The sequence below is a fragment of the Pseudomonas sp. CC120222-01a genome, assembly GCF_003097235.1.
Taxonomy (GTDB): Bacteria; Pseudomonadota; Gammaproteobacteria; order Pseudomonadales; family Pseudomonadaceae; genus Aquipseudomonas.
This window is the reverse complement of the sequence record NZ_QEQQ01000007.1, coordinates 188,744-207,467: the sequence shown is the minus strand read 5'-3', so window position 1 is coordinate 207,467 and position 18,724 is coordinate 188,744. Positions and strand designations below refer to the sequence as shown.

21 protein-coding genes are annotated in these 18,724 nt (G+C 63.0%); 5 read left to right on the top strand and 16 right to left on the bottom strand.

Going from position 1 to position 18,724, the window contains the following annotated elements; genetic code table 11:
* The 6 genes from pheT to thrS all read right to left on the bottom strand — a co-directional run bounded on the left by pheT (position 1) and on the right by thrS (position 6,656).
* Positions 1-2,382 (bottom strand): phenylalanine--tRNA ligase subunit beta, encoded by a 2,382-nt coding sequence (gene pheT / locus N430_RS12190; RefSeq protein WP_110638672.1) that lies wholly within the window; start codon positions 2,380-2,382, stop codon positions 1-3.
* 33 nt (positions 2,383-2,415) lie between these two features.
* On the bottom strand, positions 2,416-3,432 hold the full coding sequence (gene pheS, locus N430_RS12185) for a phenylalanine--tRNA ligase subunit alpha (RefSeq protein ID WP_054887103.1): 1,017 nt from the start codon (positions 3,430-3,432) through the stop codon (positions 2,416-2,418).
* A 109-nt stretch (positions 3,433-3,541) separates the two neighbouring features.
* Positions 3,542-3,898, bottom strand: a complete 357-nt coding sequence (gene rplT, locus N430_RS12180; RefSeq protein ID WP_003250671.1) for a 50S ribosomal protein L20 — start codon at positions 3,896-3,898, stop codon at positions 3,542-3,544.
* 27 nt (positions 3,899-3,925) lie between these two features.
* The gene (gene rpmI / locus N430_RS12175; RefSeq protein ID WP_003250667.1) at positions 3,926-4,120 is read right to left on the bottom strand and encodes a 50S ribosomal protein L35; all 195 of its coding nucleotides are present in this window, start codon (positions 4,118-4,120) and stop codon (positions 3,926-3,928) included.
* A 62-nt stretch (positions 4,121-4,182) separates the two neighbouring features.
* A complete protein-coding gene (infC, locus tag N430_RS12170; protein ID WP_177328455.1) occupies positions 4,183-4,734 on the bottom strand; it encodes a translation initiation factor IF-3 in 552 nt (183 codons plus the stop codon).
* Positions 4,734-6,656 carry a threonine--tRNA ligase gene (thrS, locus tag N430_RS12165; protein WP_110638673.1) on the bottom strand — a complete coding sequence of 641 codons (1,923 nt, stop codon included), beginning with the start codon at positions 6,654-6,656 and terminating at the stop codon, positions 4,734-4,736. The genes infC and thrS overlap by 1 nt, the downstream gene beginning before the upstream one ends.
* Before the next feature lie 330 nt (positions 6,657-6,986).
* Between thrS and N430_RS12155 the strand changes: the two genes are divergently transcribed.
* Positions 6,987-7,289, top strand: a complete 303-nt coding sequence (locus N430_RS12155; RefSeq protein WP_110638674.1) for a hypothetical protein — start codon at positions 6,987-6,989, stop codon at positions 7,287-7,289.
* A gap of 162 nt (positions 7,290-7,451) precedes the next feature.
* Entirely contained in the window at positions 7,452-7,664 is a 213-nt protein-coding gene (locus N430_RS12150) for a cold-shock protein (protein ID WP_003250656.1), read from the top strand.
* A 218-nt stretch (positions 7,665-7,882) separates the two neighbouring features.
* On the opposite strand, the gene N430_RS12145 is transcribed toward N430_RS12150, so the two are convergent.
* On the bottom strand, positions 7,883-8,203 hold the full coding sequence (locus N430_RS12145) for an I78 family peptidase inhibitor (protein WP_027920506.1): 321 nt from the start codon (positions 8,201-8,203) through the stop codon (positions 7,883-7,885).
* 261 nt (positions 8,204-8,464) lie between these two features.
* On the opposite strand from N430_RS12145, the gene N430_RS12140 reads away from it, so the two are divergent.
* Positions 8,465-8,677: a hypothetical protein gene (locus N430_RS12140; RefSeq protein WP_103446789.1), complete on the top strand. Its 213-nt coding sequence runs from the start codon at positions 8,465-8,467 to the stop codon at positions 8,675-8,677.
* Here N430_RS12140 and N430_RS12135 read toward each other — a convergent pair.
* The 7 genes from N430_RS12135 to N430_RS12105 form a co-directional block, all read right to left on the bottom strand.
* Positions 8,649-9,656 carry a nucleoside hydrolase gene (locus N430_RS12135; protein ID WP_110638675.1) on the bottom strand — a complete coding sequence of 336 codons (1,008 nt, stop codon included), beginning with the start codon at positions 9,654-9,656 and terminating at the stop codon, positions 8,649-8,651. The two genes, N430_RS12140 and N430_RS12135, sit on opposite strands and share 29 nt — an antisense overlap.
* Before the next feature lie 188 nt (positions 9,657-9,844).
* Complete coding sequence (rbsD, locus tag N430_RS12130; protein WP_110638676.1) at positions 9,845-10,243, bottom strand: D-ribose pyranase; 399 nt, start codon at positions 10,241-10,243, stop codon at positions 9,845-9,847.
* Entirely contained in the window at positions 10,240-11,148 is a 909-nt protein-coding gene (rbsK, locus tag N430_RS12125) for a ribokinase (RefSeq protein WP_110638677.1), read from the bottom strand. The genes rbsD and rbsK overlap by 4 nt, the downstream gene beginning before the upstream one ends.
* Positions 11,149-11,157: 9 nt before the next feature.
* Positions 11,158-12,180 carry a LacI family DNA-binding transcriptional regulator gene (locus N430_RS12120; RefSeq protein WP_110638678.1) on the bottom strand — a complete coding sequence of 341 codons (1,023 nt, stop codon included), beginning with the start codon at positions 12,178-12,180 and terminating at the stop codon, positions 11,158-11,160.
* A gap of 4 nt (positions 12,181-12,184) precedes the next feature.
* Complete coding sequence (locus N430_RS12115) at positions 12,185-13,180, bottom strand: ABC transporter permease (RefSeq protein WP_110638679.1); 996 nt, start codon at positions 13,178-13,180, stop codon at positions 12,185-12,187.
* Positions 13,177-14,730 (bottom strand): sugar ABC transporter ATP-binding protein, encoded by a 1,554-nt coding sequence (locus tag N430_RS12110; protein WP_110638680.1) that lies wholly within the window; start codon positions 14,728-14,730, stop codon positions 13,177-13,179. The genes N430_RS12115 and N430_RS12110 overlap by 4 nt, the downstream gene beginning before the upstream one ends.
* A gap of 20 nt (positions 14,731-14,750) precedes the next feature.
* Complete coding sequence (locus tag N430_RS12105; RefSeq protein ID WP_110638681.1) at positions 14,751-15,707, bottom strand: sugar ABC transporter substrate-binding protein; 957 nt, start codon at positions 15,705-15,707, stop codon at positions 14,751-14,753.
* Positions 15,708-16,112: 405 nt separating this feature from the next.
* On the opposite strand from N430_RS12105, the gene N430_RS12100 reads away from it, so the two are divergent.
* A complete protein-coding gene (locus N430_RS12100; RefSeq protein WP_110638682.1) occupies positions 16,113-17,201 on the top strand; it encodes an asparaginase in 1,089 nt (362 codons plus the stop codon).
* Positions 17,202-17,386: 185 nt separating this feature from the next.
* Entirely contained in the window at positions 17,387-17,629 is a 243-nt protein-coding gene (locus tag N430_RS12095) for a DUF1654 domain-containing protein (protein ID WP_103446780.1), read from the top strand.
* 3 nt (positions 17,630-17,632) lie between these two features.
* Here N430_RS12095 and N430_RS12090 read toward each other — a convergent pair whose 3' ends face one another.
* Together N430_RS12090 and N430_RS12085 are read right to left on the bottom strand one after the other, a co-directional pair.
* Positions 17,633-18,058 carry a GTP pyrophosphokinase gene (locus N430_RS12090; protein ID WP_110638683.1) on the bottom strand — a complete coding sequence of 142 codons (426 nt, stop codon included), beginning with the start codon at positions 18,056-18,058 and terminating at the stop codon, positions 17,633-17,635.
* A 62-nt stretch (positions 18,059-18,120) separates the two neighbouring features.
* Complete coding sequence (locus N430_RS12085) at positions 18,121-18,693, bottom strand: SPOR domain-containing protein (RefSeq protein WP_110638684.1); 573 nt, start codon at positions 18,691-18,693, stop codon at positions 18,121-18,123.
* Between the last annotated feature and the right edge of the window lie 31 nt (positions 18,694-18,724).

Sequence of the window (18,724 nt, the reverse complement as noted above, 5' to 3'; positions counted from 1 at the left end):
TTATTTCCTTAACGTGGTGTTCAACCTTTGTTCGAGCGAGGTGAGGATGTTTTGCAGGGTAGTGTTCACCTCATCGTCGTTAAGAGTGCGCGATGGATGCTGCCAGGTCAAGCCGACGGCAAGGCTTTTTCTATCAGGATCAATGCCTTTACCTTGGTAGACATCAAACAGCCTGAGGTCTGTGAGCCATTCGCCTGCATTGTCACGAATTACTTCAAGCACGTCTTGAGAAGCCACATCACGTCCTGCGATCAAAGCCAGGTCGCGACGGGTTTCCGGGAACTTGGAGAGTTCGCTGAATTTCGGCAGGCGGCCTTCGACCACGTCACCCAGTACCAGCTCGAAGACGAACACCGGGCGGTCCAGGTCCAGGGCTTTGGCAAGCTCTGGGTGGATGGCGCCGAGATAGCCGACGTCCTTGCCGTCGCGCTGGATCACAGCGGTCTGGCCAGGGTGCAGGGCTGGGTGCTTGCCGGCGGCGAAGGTGAAGTCGCTCAGGGCGCCGCTGTAGCCCAGCAGGGCTTCCACGTCGGCTTTGACGTCGAAGAAGTCGATGGTGTCGCGCCCGTTCGCCCAGCCTTCTGGCAGGCGGCTGCCGGTGACGACGCCGGCGATCATGGGCTGCTGCTGCAGGTTACCGAGCTGGCCAACGAAGCGCAGGCCGCTTTCGAACAGGCGCACGCGGTCTTGCTGGCGGTTGAGGTTGTGCTGCAGTGCCTTGACCAGGCCCGGCCACAACGAGGCGCGCATGGCGGCCATGTCGTTGGAGATCGGGTTGGCCAGTAGCAGCGGCTCGACGCCTGGGCTGAACAGCTCGAACAGTTTCGGGTCGATGAAGCTGTAGGTGATGGCTTCCTGGTAGCCGCGGGCGACCAGCAGGCGGCGCAGGTTTGGCAGCTCGCCGCGGGTTTCCGGGCGGGCTTGCGGCGCGAGGCGGGCTTGCGGGTAGCGCACTGGCAGGTTGTTGTAACCGTACAGGCGGGCCAGCTCTTCGATCAGGTCGACTTCCAGGCTGATGTCGAAGCGGTGGCTTGGGACGTTGACAGTCCACTGCCCTGCCCCACTAGCTTCAGTTGCCAGGCCAAGGTTGTTGAGCAGCTGCTCGACCTGGGCCGGGTCCATCTCCATGCCGAGCATCTGGGCGATGCGGTCGGCGCGCAGGGTGACCGGGGCGACGTTTGGCAGGTGCTGTTCACTGACGGCTTCGACCACCGGGCCGGCTTCGCCGCCGACGATGTCGAGGATCAGCTGTGTGGCGCGTTCCATGGCTTCGCGGGCCAGCTGCGAGTCGACGCCGCGCTCGTAGCGGTGCGAGGCATCGGTGTGCAGGCCGTAGGAACGGGCTTTACCGGCGACGGAGATCGGCTCGAAGAAGGCGCTTTCGAGGAACAGGTCGCGGGTTTTTTCGGTGTTCACACCGCTGTGCTCGCCACCCATGACGCCGGCGATGGCCAGGGCGCGGGTGTGGTCGGCGATCACCAGGGTGTCGGCACGCAGGGCCACTTCCTGGCCGTCGAGCAGGACGAGTTTCTCGCCTTCTTCGGCCATGCGCACGCGGATGCCGCCGTTGATTTCGGCGAGGTCGAAGGCGTGCATCGGCTGGCCGAGTTCGAGCATCACGTAGTTGGTGATGTCGACGGCGGCGTCGATGCTGCGCACGTCGCTGCGGCGCAGGCGCTCGACCATCCACAGCGGAGTCGGCTTGCTCAGGTCGACGTTGCGGATGACGCGGCCCAGGTAGCGTGGGCAGGCGGCCGGGGCGCTGACTTCGACCGGGCGCACTTCGTCATGGGCCGGGGCAACGGCGGGCACGACCGGGCGGGTGACCGGGGTGTCGTACAGGGCGCTGACGTCGCGGGCCAGGCCGGCGATGGACAGGCAGTCACCGCGGTTCGGCGTCAGGCCGATCTCGATGCTGGCGTCGTCCAGGCTCAGGTACTGGCGGATGTCGTCGCCCACCGGGGCGTCGGCAGCCAGTTCCAGCAGGCCGTCGTTTTCTTCACTGATCTGCAGCTCGGCGGCCGAGCAGAGCATGCCGAACGACTCGACGCCGCGCAGCTTGGCCTTCTTGATCTTGAAGTCGCCTGGCAGTTCGGCGCCGATCATGGCGAACGGGATCTTGATGCCTGGGCGGGCGTTTGGCGCGCCGCACACGACCTGGAAGGTTTCCTGGCCGTTGCTCACCTGGCACACGCGCAGCTTGTCGGCGTCCGGGTGTTGTTCGGTGGCGAGGATCTCGCCCACGACGATGCCGCTGAACTGGCCGGCAGCGGGGGTCACGCTGTCGACTTCGAGGCCGGCCATGGACAGGCGGGCGACCAGTTCGTCACGGGAGACTTGCGGGTTTACCCAACCGCGCAGCCACTGTTCACTGAATTTCATGCTGTTCTCCTGAAAGTTGCGTCGGGCATTGACCTAGCGGAATTGCGCGAGGAAGCGCAGGTCGTTGTCGAAGAACAGACGCAAATCGTTGACGCCATAGCGCAGCATGGCCAGGCGCTCGGCGCCCATGCCGAAGGCGAAGCCCTGGAATTCTTCAGGGTCGATGCCAGACATGCGCAGCACGTTCGGGTGCACCATGCCGCAGCCCATGACTTCCAGCCAGCCGGTCTGCTTGCACACGCGGCAGCCCTTGCCGGAACACATCACGCACTGGATGTCGACTTCGGCGGACGGCTCGGTGAACGGGAAGAACGACGGGCGGAAGCGCACGGCCAGTTCTTTTTCGAAGAACACGCGCAGGAATTCTTCGATGGTGCCCTTGAGGTCGGCGAAGTTGATGCCACGGTCAATCAGCAGGCCTTCGACCTGGTGGAACATCGGCGAGTGGGTGATATCCGAGTCGCAGCGGTAGACGCGGCCCGGGCAGACAATGCGGATCGGCGGCTGAGTGGACTCCATGGTCCGCACCTGCACCGGCGAGGTGTGGGTGCGCAGCAGCATGTTGGCATTGAAGTAGAAGGTGTCGTGCATCGCCCGGGCCGGGTGGTGGCCAGGGATGTTGAGCGCTTCGAAGTTGTGGTAGTCGTCTTCGACCTCAGGGCCTTCGGCGATGCCGTAGCCGATGTGGGTGAAGAACTGCTCGATGCGCTCGAGAGTACGGGTGATCGGGTGCAGCCCGCCGGTGGTCTGGCCACGGCCTGGCAGGGTCACGTCGATGCATTCGGCGGCCAGGCGAGCGCTGAGCTCGGCCTCTTCAAAGGCGGCCTTGCGTGCGTTGAGCACGACGGTGACGCGCTCTTTGGCGTCGTTGATCAGCGCGCCGACTTTCGGGCGCTCGTCGGCTGGCAGGTTGCCCAGGGTCTTCATCACCTGGGTCAGTTCGCCTTTCTTGCCGAGGTACTGAACCCGGATCTGTTCCAGGGTATTGATGTCTTCAGCGCGCTCGACGGCCTCCAGGGCTTGTGAGACCAGCGCATCCAGGTTTTCCATGTACAGACTCCAGATACGAAAATAGGGGAAGAGCTTTGAAGGCTCTTCCCCTATCGATGACGTTCAATGCCCGGCGCCGCAAGCGCCGCCGGGTGATTGTCGCGGGTACTTAAGCCAGAACGGCTTTAGCTTTCTCGACAATCGCAGCAAACGCCGCTTTTTCGTTCACTGCCAGATCGGCCAGAACCTTACGGTCGATTTCGATCGAAGCCTTTTTCAGGCCAGCAATCAGACGGCTGTAGGACAGACCGTTGGTGCGGGCACCGGCGTTGATACGAGCGATCCACAGTGCGCGGAACTGACGCTTCTTCTGACGACGGTCACGGTAGGCATATTGACCAGCCTTGATGACAGCCTGCTTGGCAACGCGGAATACGCGCGAGCGTGCACCGTAGTAGCCTTTAGCCAGTTTCAGAATTTTCTTGTGACGCTTACGAGCGATGACGCCACGCTTAACACGAGCCATGAGTAACTTCCTCTATCTAAACCAGAATTAACGTACGCGCAGCATGCGCTCGACTTTTGCCACGTCAGACGGGTGCAGCAGGCTGGCACCGCGCAGTTGACGCTTACGCTTGGTCGACATTTTGGTCAGGATGTGGCTCTTGAAAGCGTGCTTGTGCTTGAAGCCGGAAGCGGTCTTCAGGAAGCGCTTCGCAGCACCGCTCTTGGTTTTCATTTTTGGCATGTTGGAACTCCGCATTCGATAAAAATTACACAATAATCATCAGGCCTGCCGTGCCCGGGAGATTACTTCTTCTTTTTGGGGGCGATGACCATCATAAGCTGGCGTCCTTCCATCTTCGGATGCTGCTCAACGGAGCCGTATTCGGCGAGGTCGGCTTCGACCCGCTTCAACAGCTCCATGCCCAGCTCCTGGTGGGCCATCTCACGGCCGCGGAATCTCAGAGAGATCTTGGCCTTGTCCCCATCGGTAAGGAAACGTACCAGGTTGCGTAGTTTTACCTGGTAATCCCCTTCTTCCGTCCCTGGACGAAACTTGATTTCTTTGATCTGGATCTGCTTCTGGTTTTTCTTGGCTTCGTTGGCCTGCTTCTTCTTCTCGAAGAGGTGCTTGCCGTAGTCCATCACCTTGCAGACAGGCGGTACCGCGTCTGCAGAGATTTCCACCAGATCCAGCTTCGCTTCTTCAGCGATACGAAGCGCTTCATCAATCGAGACGATGCCAACCTGCTCGCCATCAGCGCCAATTAACCGAACCTCGCGGGCCGAGATATTCTCGTTGATCGGGGCCTTCGGTACAGCACGCTTATCGTTTCTCATTTCACGCTTAATAGTCATTACTCCGATTCTTGGCGACCACGCCGGGAAACCGCTTGTGTCAGGAGCTCAGCGAACTGGGCGACGGGCATGGAGCCCAGGTCAGCGCCTTCGCGAGTACGCACAGCGACGGTTTGCGTTTCGACTTCGCGATCCCCTATAACCAAAAGGTACGGGACCTTGAGCAAAGTATGCTCGCGGATTTTAAAGCCGATCTTCTCATTTCTCAAGTCCGACTTGGCACGGAAACCGCTACCGTTCAGGGCATTTTCCACTTCGAGGGCGAAATCGGCCTGTTTGTCGGTGATGTTCATGATCACCGCCTGGGTCGGTGCCAGCCACGCCGGGAACACGCCGGCGTAGTGCTCGATCAGCATGCCGATGAAGCGCTCGAACGAACCGAGGATCGCGCGGTGCAGCATGACGGGGCGAACCCGGCTGTTATCTTCGGCGATATAGCTGGCATCCAGGCGCTCTGGCAGGTTCGGGTCGTACTGCAGGGTACCGCACTGCCAGTTACGGCCGAGGCAGTCGCGCAGGGTGAACTCGATCTTCGGGCCGTAGAACGCGCCCTCGCCCGGCTGGTATTCCCACTCCAGGCCCGACTCGTTCAGGGCGTCGGCCAGTGCGCCTTCGGCACGGTCCCACAGCTCTTCGGAGCCAACACGCTTGGCCGGACGAGTGGACAGCTTCATGGCGATGTCGGTGAAGCCGAAGTCCTTGTACACGTCCAGGGTCAGCTTGATGAAGTCGGCGGCTTCTTTCTTCACCTGTTCTTCGGTGCAGAAGATGTGCGCGTCGTCCTGCACGAAGCCACGCACGCGCATGATGCCGTGCAGGGCGCCGGATGGCTCGTTGCGGTGGCAGGCACCGAACTCGGCCAGGCGCAGCGGCAGGTCGCGGTAGCTCTTCAGGCCCTGGTTGAACACCTGCACGTGGCACGGGCAGTTCATCGGCTTGACCGCGTAGTCACGGCTTTCCGACGAAGTCGTGAACATGTTTTCGGCGTAGTTCGACCAGTGGCCGGAACGCTCCCAGAGGATGCGGTCGACGACTTGCGGGGTCTTGATTTCCTGGTAGCCGTTGACGCGCTGAACCTGGCGCATGTACTGCTCGAGCACCTGGTACACGGTCCAGCCGTTGGCGTGCCAGAACACCATGCCCGGGGCTTCTTCCTGCAGGTGGAAGAGGTCGAGCTGCTTGCCGATCTTGCGGTGGTCGCGTTTTTCGGCTTCTTCGATGCGCTGGATGTAGGCGGCCAGCTGCTTCTTGTCGGCCCAGGCGGTGCCGTACACGCGTTGCAGCTGCTCGTTCTTGGCATCGCCGCGCCAGTAGGCGCCGGACAGCTTGGTCAGCTTGAATGCCTTGAGGAAACGAGTGTTCGGCACATGCGGGCCACGGCACATGTCGACGTATTCTTCGTGGTAGTACAGGCCCATGGCCTGCTCGTCCGGCATGTCTTCGACCAGGCGCAGCTTGTAGTCTTCGCCACGGGCCTTGAACACGTCGATGACTTCGGCGCGCGGGGTGACCTTCTTGACCACGTCGTAGTCTTTTTCGATCAGCTCCATCATGCGCTTTTCGATGGCGGCCATGTCTTCTGGGGTGAAGGGGCGCTCGTAGGCGATGTCGTAATAGAAGCCTTCGTCGATCACCGGGCCGATCACCATCTTGGCGGTCGGGTACAGCTGTTTCACCGCGTGGCCAACCAGGTGGGCACACGAGTGACGAATGATCTCCAGTCCCTCTGCATCTTTAGGGGTGATGATCTGCAGGGTGGCGTCGTTGTGGATCAGGTCGCATGCATCGACCAGTTTGCCGTCGACCTTGCCGGCCACGGTGGCCTTGGCCAGGCCTGCGCCGATGGAAGCGGCGACGTCGGCGACGGATACGGCGTGATCAAACGAACGTTGACTGCCATCGGGAAGAGTAATAACGGGCATGGCGCCTCCTCTCCTAGTGGTGACCCCTACCAAAGGTCACGTGGGTTGGGATGAGCCAGTACAAGATCCGACCTGCCTTCCCTTCAGGGAAGCCTGCCTCACAGTGGCAGAAGCCTTTCGGCTTGCCAGGGACGAACCAGAGTGACTGGAAAGAAAAAAGCTCGCAGCAAAGGCTTTGCTGCGAGCCAGGCATGCTAGCACGCGGGTTGCGTGGCTCGTAGAAATATTTGGAAATTACGCCGCTGCGGTGAACTAACGCGGAAAAATTCCTATCAGACCTTGGGAAGCAACCTACTCTTGTTGAGACCTTAACCCAAGGAGTAACTGGTTATGCGAGTACCGTCTCTTCTGGCCCTGGCGGCCGCTGGCGCCCTGCTGCTGCCGATGGCTGCCAACGCTGGCAACTTCCCTGCCGGGAAGGAGGCCCACTACATGACCCAGTGCCAACAGGTGGCCAGCGGCCAGGGCGTCGACGCCGCGACCGCGAAAAAACACTGCGACTGTGGTGCCCAGGCCATCAAAAAGAATTTCACCGATAAGGAGATCGCCGATCTGGACAGCACCGACGGCGTGGACGCCAAGCTGATGCAGAAAGCACAGACGGTTGTGCAGGCTGCCTGCAAGCCGAAATGAGCCGTGCGCAGGGTGTGATCGACGCATCATTTGCCCTGGATCAACATCCTGCGAAGGTAAAAGGCGCTAGATGCGCAGAATTAGACTATGATGTTGCCCGTGCTCCGTAGCCTCGGCCACATTGCACCACTGAAAAATCTAAATGTTCTGGAGATTCACCTCATGTCCAATCGCCAACAAGGCACCGTCAAATGGTTCAATGATGAGAAAGGCTACGGCTTCATCACCCCAGCAGGCGGCGGCGACGACCTGTTCGTACACTTCAAAGCCATCGAATCCGACGGCTTCAAGAGCCTGAAAGAAGGCCAGACTGTTTCCTTCGTCGCCGAGCGCGGCCAGAAGGGCATGCAGGCTGCGCAGGTTCGTCCGGAGTAATTCGGGCAGCTGTAAAAAAACCCGCCACTTGTGGCGGGTTTTTTTATGGGCGCTTATCAGGCCCAGACGCTCGTTTTTTCTGTAGGAGCGGCCTTGCGTCGCGAAAGGGCCGCATGGCGGCCCCGGCAATTTCTGCAGCGAAGCTGAGATACTGGGGGCGCTGCGCACCCCTTTCGCGACACAAGGCCGCTCCTACAAGGGGCTGCGTTGCAGCGGGGTTAACCACAGTTGACGCGGGTCACCACACCTTGCTCATCCACATTCAGGTTCAGGCGCTCGGAGCGGTACTCCAGCGTCACCACGTCGTGGGGCTTGAGAATGCGCGCCATCTGCGAACCACTGGCCTTGCGCGCCTGCTCCAGCAGGTCGGCGCTGCCCGGCTTGCCGATGGCGAAGTCGGCACCGCTGGCCTCGCAGCGGCCATCGTTGCCGGCCGAAGCCTCAGGCGCCTTGCCACCCCCAGAGTTACCGCCAGTGCTGCAACCAGCCAGGACAGCAGCCACCGCCAGGGTTGCCAGGAAAGCGCGGGTACGGAACATGAATCCTCCTAAAATCTATCTGGGAACTGTCTGATCCGACAGCTCCGCCAGGAATTTGTTGCAAAACCGCACAAGTCTGCCTGAACACGGCACGCCGAGGCCAAAGGCAATCGTGACCGAATTTTACCGCTCAACCGACGAGCCGCTTGGTTTGCGCCGCAAAGTCATGATTTACTTTAGGAAGTGAAGGCATAATGCCTCCTTCGAACACCAGGATCCGGTGTTCGCCCCTCCGCCCCGGGCCCGCAGCGAGAGCCTTTCATGAGCAGCCACAGCATCGACGCCGATATCAAGGTCAAATGGGCCGAAGGCCAGAGTGCCTACAGCCCCAGCACGCCCGAAGAGTTGCTGTTGATCGCCATCGACCTGCTGGTGCGCGACCGCGGCGGCGAGGCGGCGCGCAGCTTCATCGACCAGGTGTTCGAGCGCTACGCGCCGCACACGGCTATTGCAATCGAGCCAGGCGCGCGCTGAGCAGGTCGAAAAAGCCCTGGGCGTCACCCTCGTTCACCCACTGCACGTTGGCCGGCTGCTTGAGCACGCCGTACCAGTCGGCGATGGTCTGGCCGAAGGTCGGGCCTTCGCGGCTGTCGACGCTCATGTGGATGCGCCGGCCGCTGAACAGCTCGGGCTTTAGCAGGTAGGCGATGACGCTGGCGTCATGCACCGGGCCACCCGGCATGCCGTAGACGTCCATGTCGTGCTTGATGTAGGCCTCAAGTATGTCGACCACCTTCTTGCTGGCTTGGTTGTTCACGGCAGCCAGCTGCTTGAGGCGGGCGTCGCTGGTGAGGATTTTGTGGGTGACGTCCAGCGACAGGTAGGTGAGCTGCACGCCGCTGGCCAGCACCACCTCGGCGGCATGCGGGTCGGCGTAGAGGTTGAATTCCGCCGCCGGGGTCATGTTGCCGCCGTTGAAGTGGGCGCCGCCCATGACCACTACTTCCTTGATGCCCTTGACGATGTCTGGGCGCTGGATCAGCGCCAGTGCCAGGTTGGTCTGCGGGCCGAGCATGGCGATAGTGATGCTGTGGGGCTTGGCCTGGCCCAGGGTGTCGACCAGGTATTGCACCGCATTGCCTTCAGCCAGGGGCTTTTTCGGCTCATGCACGGGTACGCCGGTCAGGCCTTCTTCGCCGTGGACGTCGGCGGCGTAGATGGGCGCCCGCACCAGTGGGCGCCCTGCCCCGGCGTATACCGGGATGTCTTCGCGGTTGGCCCACTCGCGGGCCAGGCGGGCGTTGCGCGAGGTCTTTTCAAGGCGCACGTTGCCGGCGACGGTGGTGATGGCGCGGATGTTGAGTTCTTCGGGGGACGCCATGGCCAGGAACAGTGCGACCACGTCGTCGGCGCCGGGGTCGGTGTCGATGATCAGGTCACGCGGGGCGGCCTGGAGGGTGGTGGTGGCTGCTGCGGCCATGAGGGTGAGTCCTTGTAGCAGGGGTTTGAGCATGGGGGCACTCCTGTTGCCGTGAAATGGAACGAGGTGCGCTTTTGTGTGGGAGCGGCCTTGCGTCGCGAAAGGGGTGCGCAGCGCCCCCAGGATTTCAGCTTCGCCGCATGAATTGCCGGGGCCGCTTCGCGGCCCTTTCGCGACGCAAGGCCGCTCCCACAATAAAAAAGCGCATCGCGTTTCGCTTGCTAGAAGGTGACGCCGGAAATCAGGGCGATGTTGCTGTAGGGCTGGCATTCTCCGGTACGAACGATTGCCCGGGCGCTGCGCGACAGTTCTTTGAAAGCTTCATGGCTCAGCCATTCACGCTTGCCCAGCTTGCCCTTCAAGCGCTCGACCTCGACCAGCGCCGGCGGCACCACTTTCTGCATCTCTTCGGCCAGCACGTGCCGCTCCACTTGCAGCTCACTCAGCACTGCGCGCAGCACGCTGGCAAAATCCGGCACCCCCGCCGTCAATGCCAGGTCGATCAGTTCGACGCCTGGCGGCACCGGCAACCCGGCATCGCCGATCACCAGGATGTCGCCATGGCCCATCCCGGCAATGGTCCGCGACAGCGCGACGTTGAGCAGCGTGGTCTTTTTCATGGGGTCAGCTCCGCCAGATAGGGAATCGACGGCTGGGCACCGGCTCGGGTGACGGACAAGGCCGCAGCGCGCTGGCCGAAAGCGATGGCCTCGCCCTCCCCCTTGCCCTGCACCAATGCAGCGGCAAAACCGCCGATGAAGGTGTCGCCCGCTGCCGTGGTGTCCAGCGGCTGTACCTGGGGCGCCGGGAAGTGCTGACTGCCGTCGCGGCTGACGAACAATGCCCCCTGCGCACCGAGGGTGACGATCACCTTGCGTGCGCCCAGCTGCAGCAGGCGCTCACCTGCGCGGCGGGCACTGTCCAAGTCATTGACCGGCTCCCCGGTCAGCGCCTCGGCCTCGCTTTCATTGGGGGTGAGGTAGTCGATATGGGCGAACCACTCTGCCGGCAGCGGGCCTGTGGCGGGCGCCGGGTTCAAGATCACTTGCTTGCCCAGCTCGCGCCCTCTGGCCAGGGTCCAGGCCACGGTCTCGGCCGGTACCTCAAGCTGGCAGATGATCACTTCGGCCGCCTGCAGTAACGCATCGAAACGCTGCACCGACTCGGGCGTCAGCAGCCCGTTGCCACCCGGGATGATGACGATGCAGTTCTGGCTGGCAGCGTCCACGGTAATCAGCGCCACGCCACTGGAGACGCCAGGGCAAACGCTGACCGCCTGGCAATCGATGCCTTCCACTTCCAGCGCCTGGCGCAACTGCTGGCCGTAGGCGTCATCGCCAACATTGCCGACCATCGCCACGCTGCCACCCAGGCGCGCCACCGCCACCGCCTGGTTGGCACCCTTGCCGCCAGGCACGGTGAAAAAACTCTCCCCGGCCAACGTTTCGCCGGCTCGCGGCAGCCGCTGGGCGCGGGCCACCAGGTCCATGTTGAGGCTCCCGACCACCACTACCTTGGCATGCATGGCAATTCCTTAGCGGTAATCATTGAACAGGTCCGAGCGTGGCCCGGTGGACTCGCGCAGCACAATGCGCGGGGCGACAATGCGCTGTTCGGCCGCATCGCGACGCGGCGTGGCGATGCGCGACAGCAGCAAGGCGGCAGCATTTTCGCCCAGCTCGCGAATCGACTGGCCGACCGTGGTCAGCGGCGGGTACACATAGCGGCTCAATTCGATGTCGTCGAAGCCAATCACCGACAGTTCGCCCGGCACGTTGATGTTGCGCTCGGCAGCGGCGCGCAATACGCCGAAACCGATCATGTCGTTGCCGGCGAAGATCGCCGTCGGCCGCTCGCCGTCGAGCAACTGTGCGGCGGCGGCATGGCCACCCGGGCTGGTGAAGTCGCAATGCAGCACACGGCCGGCCAGCACCTCGGCCCCGGCTTCGGCCATTGCCCGGCGGAAGCCGCTCAGGCGCAATTGGGTGACACCGGTCTCGGCCGGGCCGCTGATGTAGGCGATGTCGCGATGGCCCAGCTCCAGCAGATGGCGAGTCGCCAGGTAGGCACCGTGTTCATGGTCGATGCGCACCAGGTCGGCATCGACGCCTTCCAGTTCGCGGTCGACGATGACCATCGGCGTGCGCACACAGGCCAGGCTCTGCAGCAGGTCGGCATCCTCGCCCACCGACGCCACCACCAGGCCGTCGATGCGCTTTTCCAGCAACACGCGCAGGTAGCTGCGCTGCTTTTGCGGGTTGTCGTCGGAGTTGCACAAAATCACGCAATAGCCGTTGCGCTCGCAAGCATCCTCGATACCCCGGGCCAGCTCGGCAAAGTACGGGTTGACGCTGTTGGGCACCAGCAGGCCGATGGTGGCCGTGCTGCGCGCCTTGAGCGAGCGCGCCACGGCGCTGGGCACGTAGTCGAGCTCAAGGATGGCCGCTTCGACCTTGAGCCGTACCTGCTCGCTGACCGGGCGGGTCTTGTTCAGGACATGGGATACCGTGGTGTAGGAAATGCCCGCGAGGGCCGCGACGTCTTTGATGGTTGCCATGTTGTCAGTTCCGCCGGCCTGCACGCCGGCTGCGATAAGTGTCGAGCACCACGGCGATGACGATGACCGCCCCGGTGATAATGCGTTTGGTGGGTTCCGACGCGCCGATCTGTGCAAGGCCTGCGGCCAGCACGGAAATGATCAGCACGCCGAAGAACGTACTGATGACCGAGCCGCGCCCGCCCATCAGGCTGGTGCCGCCGATTACCACGGCGGCGATCACCTGCAGCTCCAGGCCGGACCCGGCATTGGGGTCGGCGGCTTCCAGGCGCGAGATCTGGAACAGCGCGGCCAGACCGGCGAGCAGCCCCATCAGGGCGAACACCAGCACCTTGTACGGGCGCGGGTCGATGCCGGCCAGGCGCACGGCCTCTTCGTTGGTACCGATGCCGATCAGGTAGCGGCCGAACACCGTGCGGGTCAGCACCAGCTGGGCCAAAACGATCACCAGCAAGGCGATGATGAAGGCCGGCGAGATGCCGAAGGCGACCGGGTCGGAGAACCAGGCGTAGGCATCGCCGATATAGGCGGTGCGCGAGTCGGTGAACTGGTAGGCCAGGCCGCGGGCCATCTCCAGTACGCCGAGCGAGACGATGAACGACGGGATGCGCCAGGCCACGGTGACGCCACCGGTGATGCTGCCGGCCAGCGCGGCGACGGCCATGCCGAGCAAAGCCGCGGGCAACACGCCCCAGCCCCAGCCGAGGATCGCCACGCTGACTGTGGAAGCCGCCAGGGCCAGTACCGAGCCGACCGACAGGTCGATGCCGCCGATGATCAGCACGAAGGTCATGCCCACGGCCAGCACCATCAGGTCGGGGATCTGGTTGGCCAGGGTGCTGAAGGTGGCGTACGACCAGAAGTGGCTGCTCAGGAACGAGAACAGCACGATCATCGCCAGCAAGGCGCCGGCCAGGCCCAAGTAGGTGCCCAGGCCGAAATAAGTGCCGCTGCGGCGCACCGGCGCGCCGCTCGGGGTGTCGAGGGGTGTGGTCTTCATGCATCCATCCTGGGCGCTGCGTCGTGCAGCAGGGCATCACGTTTTTGATAGCCGGCGAAGGCGGCGGCCAGCAGTTGATCCTGGCTCCAGTTTTCGCGGTCGAAGGTGTCGATCAGGCGGCCGGCGGAAAGCACGGCGATGCGGTCGCAGATCAGCATCAGTTCGCGCAGGTCGCTGGACACCACCACCAGGGCCTTGCCCTGGCGCGCCAGCTCGGCCAGCAGGCCATAGATGTCGAACTTGGCGCCGACGTCGATACCGCGGGTGGGCTCGTCGAACAGCAGCACCTGGCAATCGCGCTCCAGCCAGCGGCCGATCACCACTTTCTGCTGGTTGCCGCCGGACAGTTCGCCGACCACCTGCGCCGGGCTGGCGCTGCGGATGCGCATGGCGCTGATCTGGCGTTCGGCCAGGGCCTGTTCCGCCTCGCCGTCGAGCACCCCAGCGCGGGAAACGGCGGGCAGGTTGCCCAGGGCGATGTTGGCGCTGATCGATTGAGTCAGCAGCAGGCCTTCGCCTTTGCGGTCCTCGGTGATCAGCGCGATACCGGCCTTTACCGCCGCCTTGGGCGAATCGATGGTGACCGCCTTGAGCGGCTGGCCGATTTCGATGCTTCCGCTGTCGGCACGGTCGGCGCCGTAGATCAGCCGCAGCAGCTCGGTGCGCCCGGCGCCGATCAGCCCGGAGATGCCAAAGATCTCCCCTGCCCTGACCTGCAGCGACACATCACGCACCTTGTCGCCGCGGCGCAGCTTGTCGACCTTGAGCAACGGCGCGCCGATGGTCCGCCGCCCCAGGTCGATATGCTCGCCCAGTTCGCGGCCGACCATCAGGTTGACCAGCTCGGCGCTGCTGTAGCGCTGGATCGGCTCGTCGCACACCAGTTGGCCGTCGCGCAGCACGACAATGCGCTGGGCCACGCGCTGCAGCTCTTCAAGGCGGTGGGAGATGTAGACGATCGCCACGCCGCGCTGGCGCAGGCGCTCGATCTGGGCGAACAGCAGCTCCACTTCGCGGGCGGTGAGCATCGCCGTGGGCTCGTCGAAGATCAGCACATGGCAGTCGCCGATCAGGTTGCGGGCGATCTCGACCATCTGCTGATGGCCGATGCCCAGCTCGCCGACCGGGGTGTCCGGGTCGATGGCGTCCAGGCCGACCTGGGCCATGGCGGCCGTGGCCAGCTGGCGCAGGCGCTTGTGGCTGATCCAGCCGAAGCGGCTGGGCAGGTTGTCGAGGAACAGGTTTTCCGCCACGGTCAGGGTCGGCAGCAGGTTGAGTTCCTGCATGACCATGCGCACGCCGAGGCGCTCGGCCTCGCTGCGGCTGCCCGGCGCGTAGGCCTGGCCGCGGTAGGTCATGTGCCCGGTGGTGGGGGTTTCCAGGCCGCAAATGAGCTTGGACAGCGTGCTCTTGCCCGCCCCGTTCTCGCCGGTCAGCGCCAGCACTTCGCCGGCGCGCAGGGCCAGGCTGACCTCGGCCAGCACCGGCTGGGCGTAGCTCTTGCCCAGGCCACTGGCGGCAAGCACCACTTCATTGGCCGATGCTGACATGGCCATCTCTCCTGCTGAGGTCAGGGCTTGGTGATCAGTTCGACCGGGGTCTGGATGACGTTGTCGGCGTCCACGTCCGGCTTCTCGCCCTTGAGTACTTTCAGCGCTGCCTGGATGCCGTACACGGCCTGCTGGCTGGCGGCCTGGTCGAGGGTGGCGAGCACGCGGCCATCCTTGAGCATCGGCTTGATGGCGTTGATGTTGTCGTAGCCCACTACCTGCACCTGGCCGGTCTTGCCGGCAGCGCGCACGGCCGAGACGGCACCCAGGGCCATGCTGTCGTTACCGGCCAGCAGCGCCTTGAGGTCGGGGTATTCGTTGAGCATGGACGCGGCAACGGCGTTGCCTTTGTCGATTTCCCAGTTGCCGGACTGCACCGAGACGATGTTCATCTTCGCGGCTTCCATCGCATCCTTGAAGCCAGCGGTGCGCTGCTGGGCATTGGTGGTGGTCGGCACGCCTTCAATGATGCCGACCTGGTCACCGGCCTTGAGCTTCTGGTTGGCCAGGTAATCACCGACCAGGCGGGCGCCCTTGCGGTTGTCAGGGCCGACGAAGGGCACGCTGATGCCTTTGCTCTTGAGCAGTTCAGGGTCCAGGCGGTTGTCGATGTTGATGACGATGACGCCCTGGTCCATGGCCTTCTTCACGGCCGAGACCAGCGCCTTGGAATCGGCCGGCGCAATCACCAGGGCCTTGGCGCCGGAGTTGACCATCTGCTCGACGATGCGGATCTGTTCACCGGTATCGGTTTCGTTCTTGATGCCGTTGGCCACCAGGTCGAAATCGCCAGGGTGGGCTTTCTGGTAGTCCTTGGCGCCGTCTTCCATGGTGCGGAAGAATTCGTTGGCCAGCGACTTCATGACCAGCGCGACCTTGGGTTTTTCCTCTGCATGGGCAGCGGACAGCGGCATGGCGAGGGACAGCGAGGACATGACGGCGAGCGCCAGCAGACGACCGGGGAAGGGCAGCTTCATGGGAGATGACTCCGAATCTTGTGATTTTTATCGGATCGCAAACGTTTGCGTTGAGTAACTATGGAAACAAGACCTGGTTTTGTCAAATCCGTTTCGCTGGCAGGGGCAAGACGCGGCTGGTACTGATTATCCGGAATTTTTACGAAAAACCGAACACCTTTTCCTATGCTTGTTCGGGGTTCCGAATGGAATACGCCCTTGTAGGAGCGGCACCTTGCGTCGCGAAAGGGGTGCGAAGCGCCCCCAGGATCTCAGCTTCGCCGCTTGAATTGCCGGGGCCACGCTGTGGCCCTTTCGCGACACAAGGCCGCTCCCACAATCGACCGCGTACAGCTGGTACGGAATCTGCCTGTCGTTATGTGCGACACAGCAACCATCTCATTAGGAAGAGAGAGAACAATAATTATGAATGCTGCACTGAAATCCTTCGCCCCCAGCGCCCTCGCGCTGCTGCTGATCCTGCCCGCCACTGCCTCGGCGAAGGAAGCCGAAACCCAGCAGAAACTGGCCAACGTGGTCATCCTCGCCACCGGCGGCACCATTGCCGGCGCTGGCGCCAGCGCTGCCAACAGCGCCACCTACCAGGCCGCCAAGGTCGGCGTCGACAAGCTGATTGCCGGCGTGCCGGAACTGGCCGACCTGGCCAACGTGCGCGGTGAGCAGGTGATGCAGATCGCCTCCGAAAGCATCACTAACGACGACCTGCTGAAACTGGCCAAGCGCGTCGCCGAGCTTGCCGACAGCAAAGACGTCGATGGCATCGTCATCACCCACGGCACCGACACCCTGGAAGAGACCGCCTACTTCCTCAACCTGGTCGAGAAGACCGACAAGCCGATCGTGGTGGTCGGCTCCATGCGCCCGGGCACGGCGATGTCTGCCGATGGCATGCTCAACCTGTACAACGCCGTGGCGGTGGCCAGCGACAAGCAGTCGCGCGGCAAGGGCGTGCTGGTGACCATGAACGACGAGATCCAGTCGGGCCGCGACGTGAGCAAGTCGATCAACATCAAGACCGAAGCGTTCAAGAGCGCCTGGGGCCCGATGGGCATGGTGGTGGAAGGCAAGTCGTACTGGTTCCGCCTGCCGGCCAAGCGCCATACCACCCAGTCGGAGTTCGACATCAAGCAGATCAGCAGCCTGCCGCAGGTGGACATTGCCTACAGCTACGGCAACGTGACCGACACGGCGTACAAGGCGCTGGCGCAGAGCGGCGCGAAAGCGATCATCCATGCCGGTACCGGCAATGGCTCGGTGTCGTCGCGGGTGGTGCCGGCGCTGCAGGAACTGCACAAGAACGGCGTGCAGATCATTCGCTCGTCCCACGTCAACCAGGGTGGCTTCGTACTGCGCAATGCCGAGCAGCCGGATGACAAGTATGACTGGGTGGTGGCCCATGACCTGAACCCGCAGAAGGCGCGGATCCTGGCGATGGTGGCGATGACCAAGACCCAGGACAGCAAGGAGCTGCAGCGGATCTTCTGGGAGTACTGATTCGGGTATGACTTGGGCTGGTGCGTTGCCTGCACCGGCCCTTTCGCGACTAAAGCCGCTCCTACAGGTACTGCATTCCCCTGTGGGAGCGGGCGTGCCCGCGAAGAATCCAGCACCGATGCAGTTGCGAAATACTTTGCCTTGAAATACTGTACGCACATACAGCACAACAAGGAAACGCCTCCGTGGCCAACACCGCCGAAGCAACCGCAAGCAGCTACCAGCAACTGGGCCTGCGCATCCAGAAGATCATCAACAACCCCCTCGCCCAGCGCAGCCGCGCCGCGCTGATCTTCCGCCTGGAACACGAGTCGCCCGATGACTGGGCAACCCTGCTCGAGGAAATCGCCGAGAACGACAACGTCACCCTCGCCCACCGCGACGACGGCGGCGTGCAGATTTTCTGGACGGTGCCGAAGGAAGACTGAGGCTCAGGGCAGCGCCTGCAGATAGGCACTGGCCTCGCGGTAACGGTCCAGCCGCGCCAGGTCGGCCGGGCCAGGCATCGCGATACGCGAAAGGTCGCTATTGTCGGCCAGGTCTGCCAGCTTGACGGTGCGCGCCAGCGGGTCACTGCCCAGGCGCACTACAAAGTCCTGATAACTTTCGCCCTTGTTCCGGCTCAAGGCCAGCAAGGCGGCGAGAATTTTCAGGGGGAAGCCCTCACGGGCCAGGTCGGAAAGGGTCAGCGACGTGTCTTCGATCACGTCGTGCAGCACCGCGACAATGCGCTGCTCCGGCGTGCTGACCCGCATCATCACTCGCAATGGGTGGAGGATGTAAGCCGCCCCACCCTTGTCGTATTGCCCTTCATGTGCCCTGGCGGCCACGGCAATGGCCCGCTCCAGCGTAGACATGAGGCCCTCCCCGTTTGGCTAGTCTCAAGCCAAGCATAGCTGGGGAAGACTACAGATTACAGTTAACGCTGCGCGCCATGCTGAATGACGATCGAATCGGTGCCCAGCTTGGCCATCACCTCGGCCTTGCGCGCATCGGCTTCGGCCTTGCTCGGGAACGGCCCCATGAGCACTACCGGTTTGCCGTCGCGGTATTCGACCGAGGACGGGATGCCCTTCTCGATCAGGCGTGCGGTCATGTCGGTCAACGCCCCCATGTTGGCACCCTGGATCACTTCGACATCCCAGCCTTCAGGAGCCGGCTGATCGGCCAATGCCTCGGCACGGCGCTGCAGGTCGGCACCGCCGCAGTACTCGCGTATACGCAGGTTGTTGCCGCCGTCATCGACGATGATTTCGTATTGGCCATCGGCACCCTTGATCGCTACGTAGCTGCGGTAAGCCTCGTACTGGCCTGCATCGTCCTTGCCACGCACCTGGCCGCAGATGGTGCCCTTGGTGTCGATCCGCACGTTGCCGAACTTGGCGGTCTTGGGGTTGTGCAGGTGCTCGGCAACCTGCTTGTGCACGCCCTCGACCTCGTTCTCACAGCCCGCCAGGGCCAGCACTGCCAATACCACTGCCAGTTTGCGCACGCGTGTACCTCCAGATTCGAAGGGGCGGATT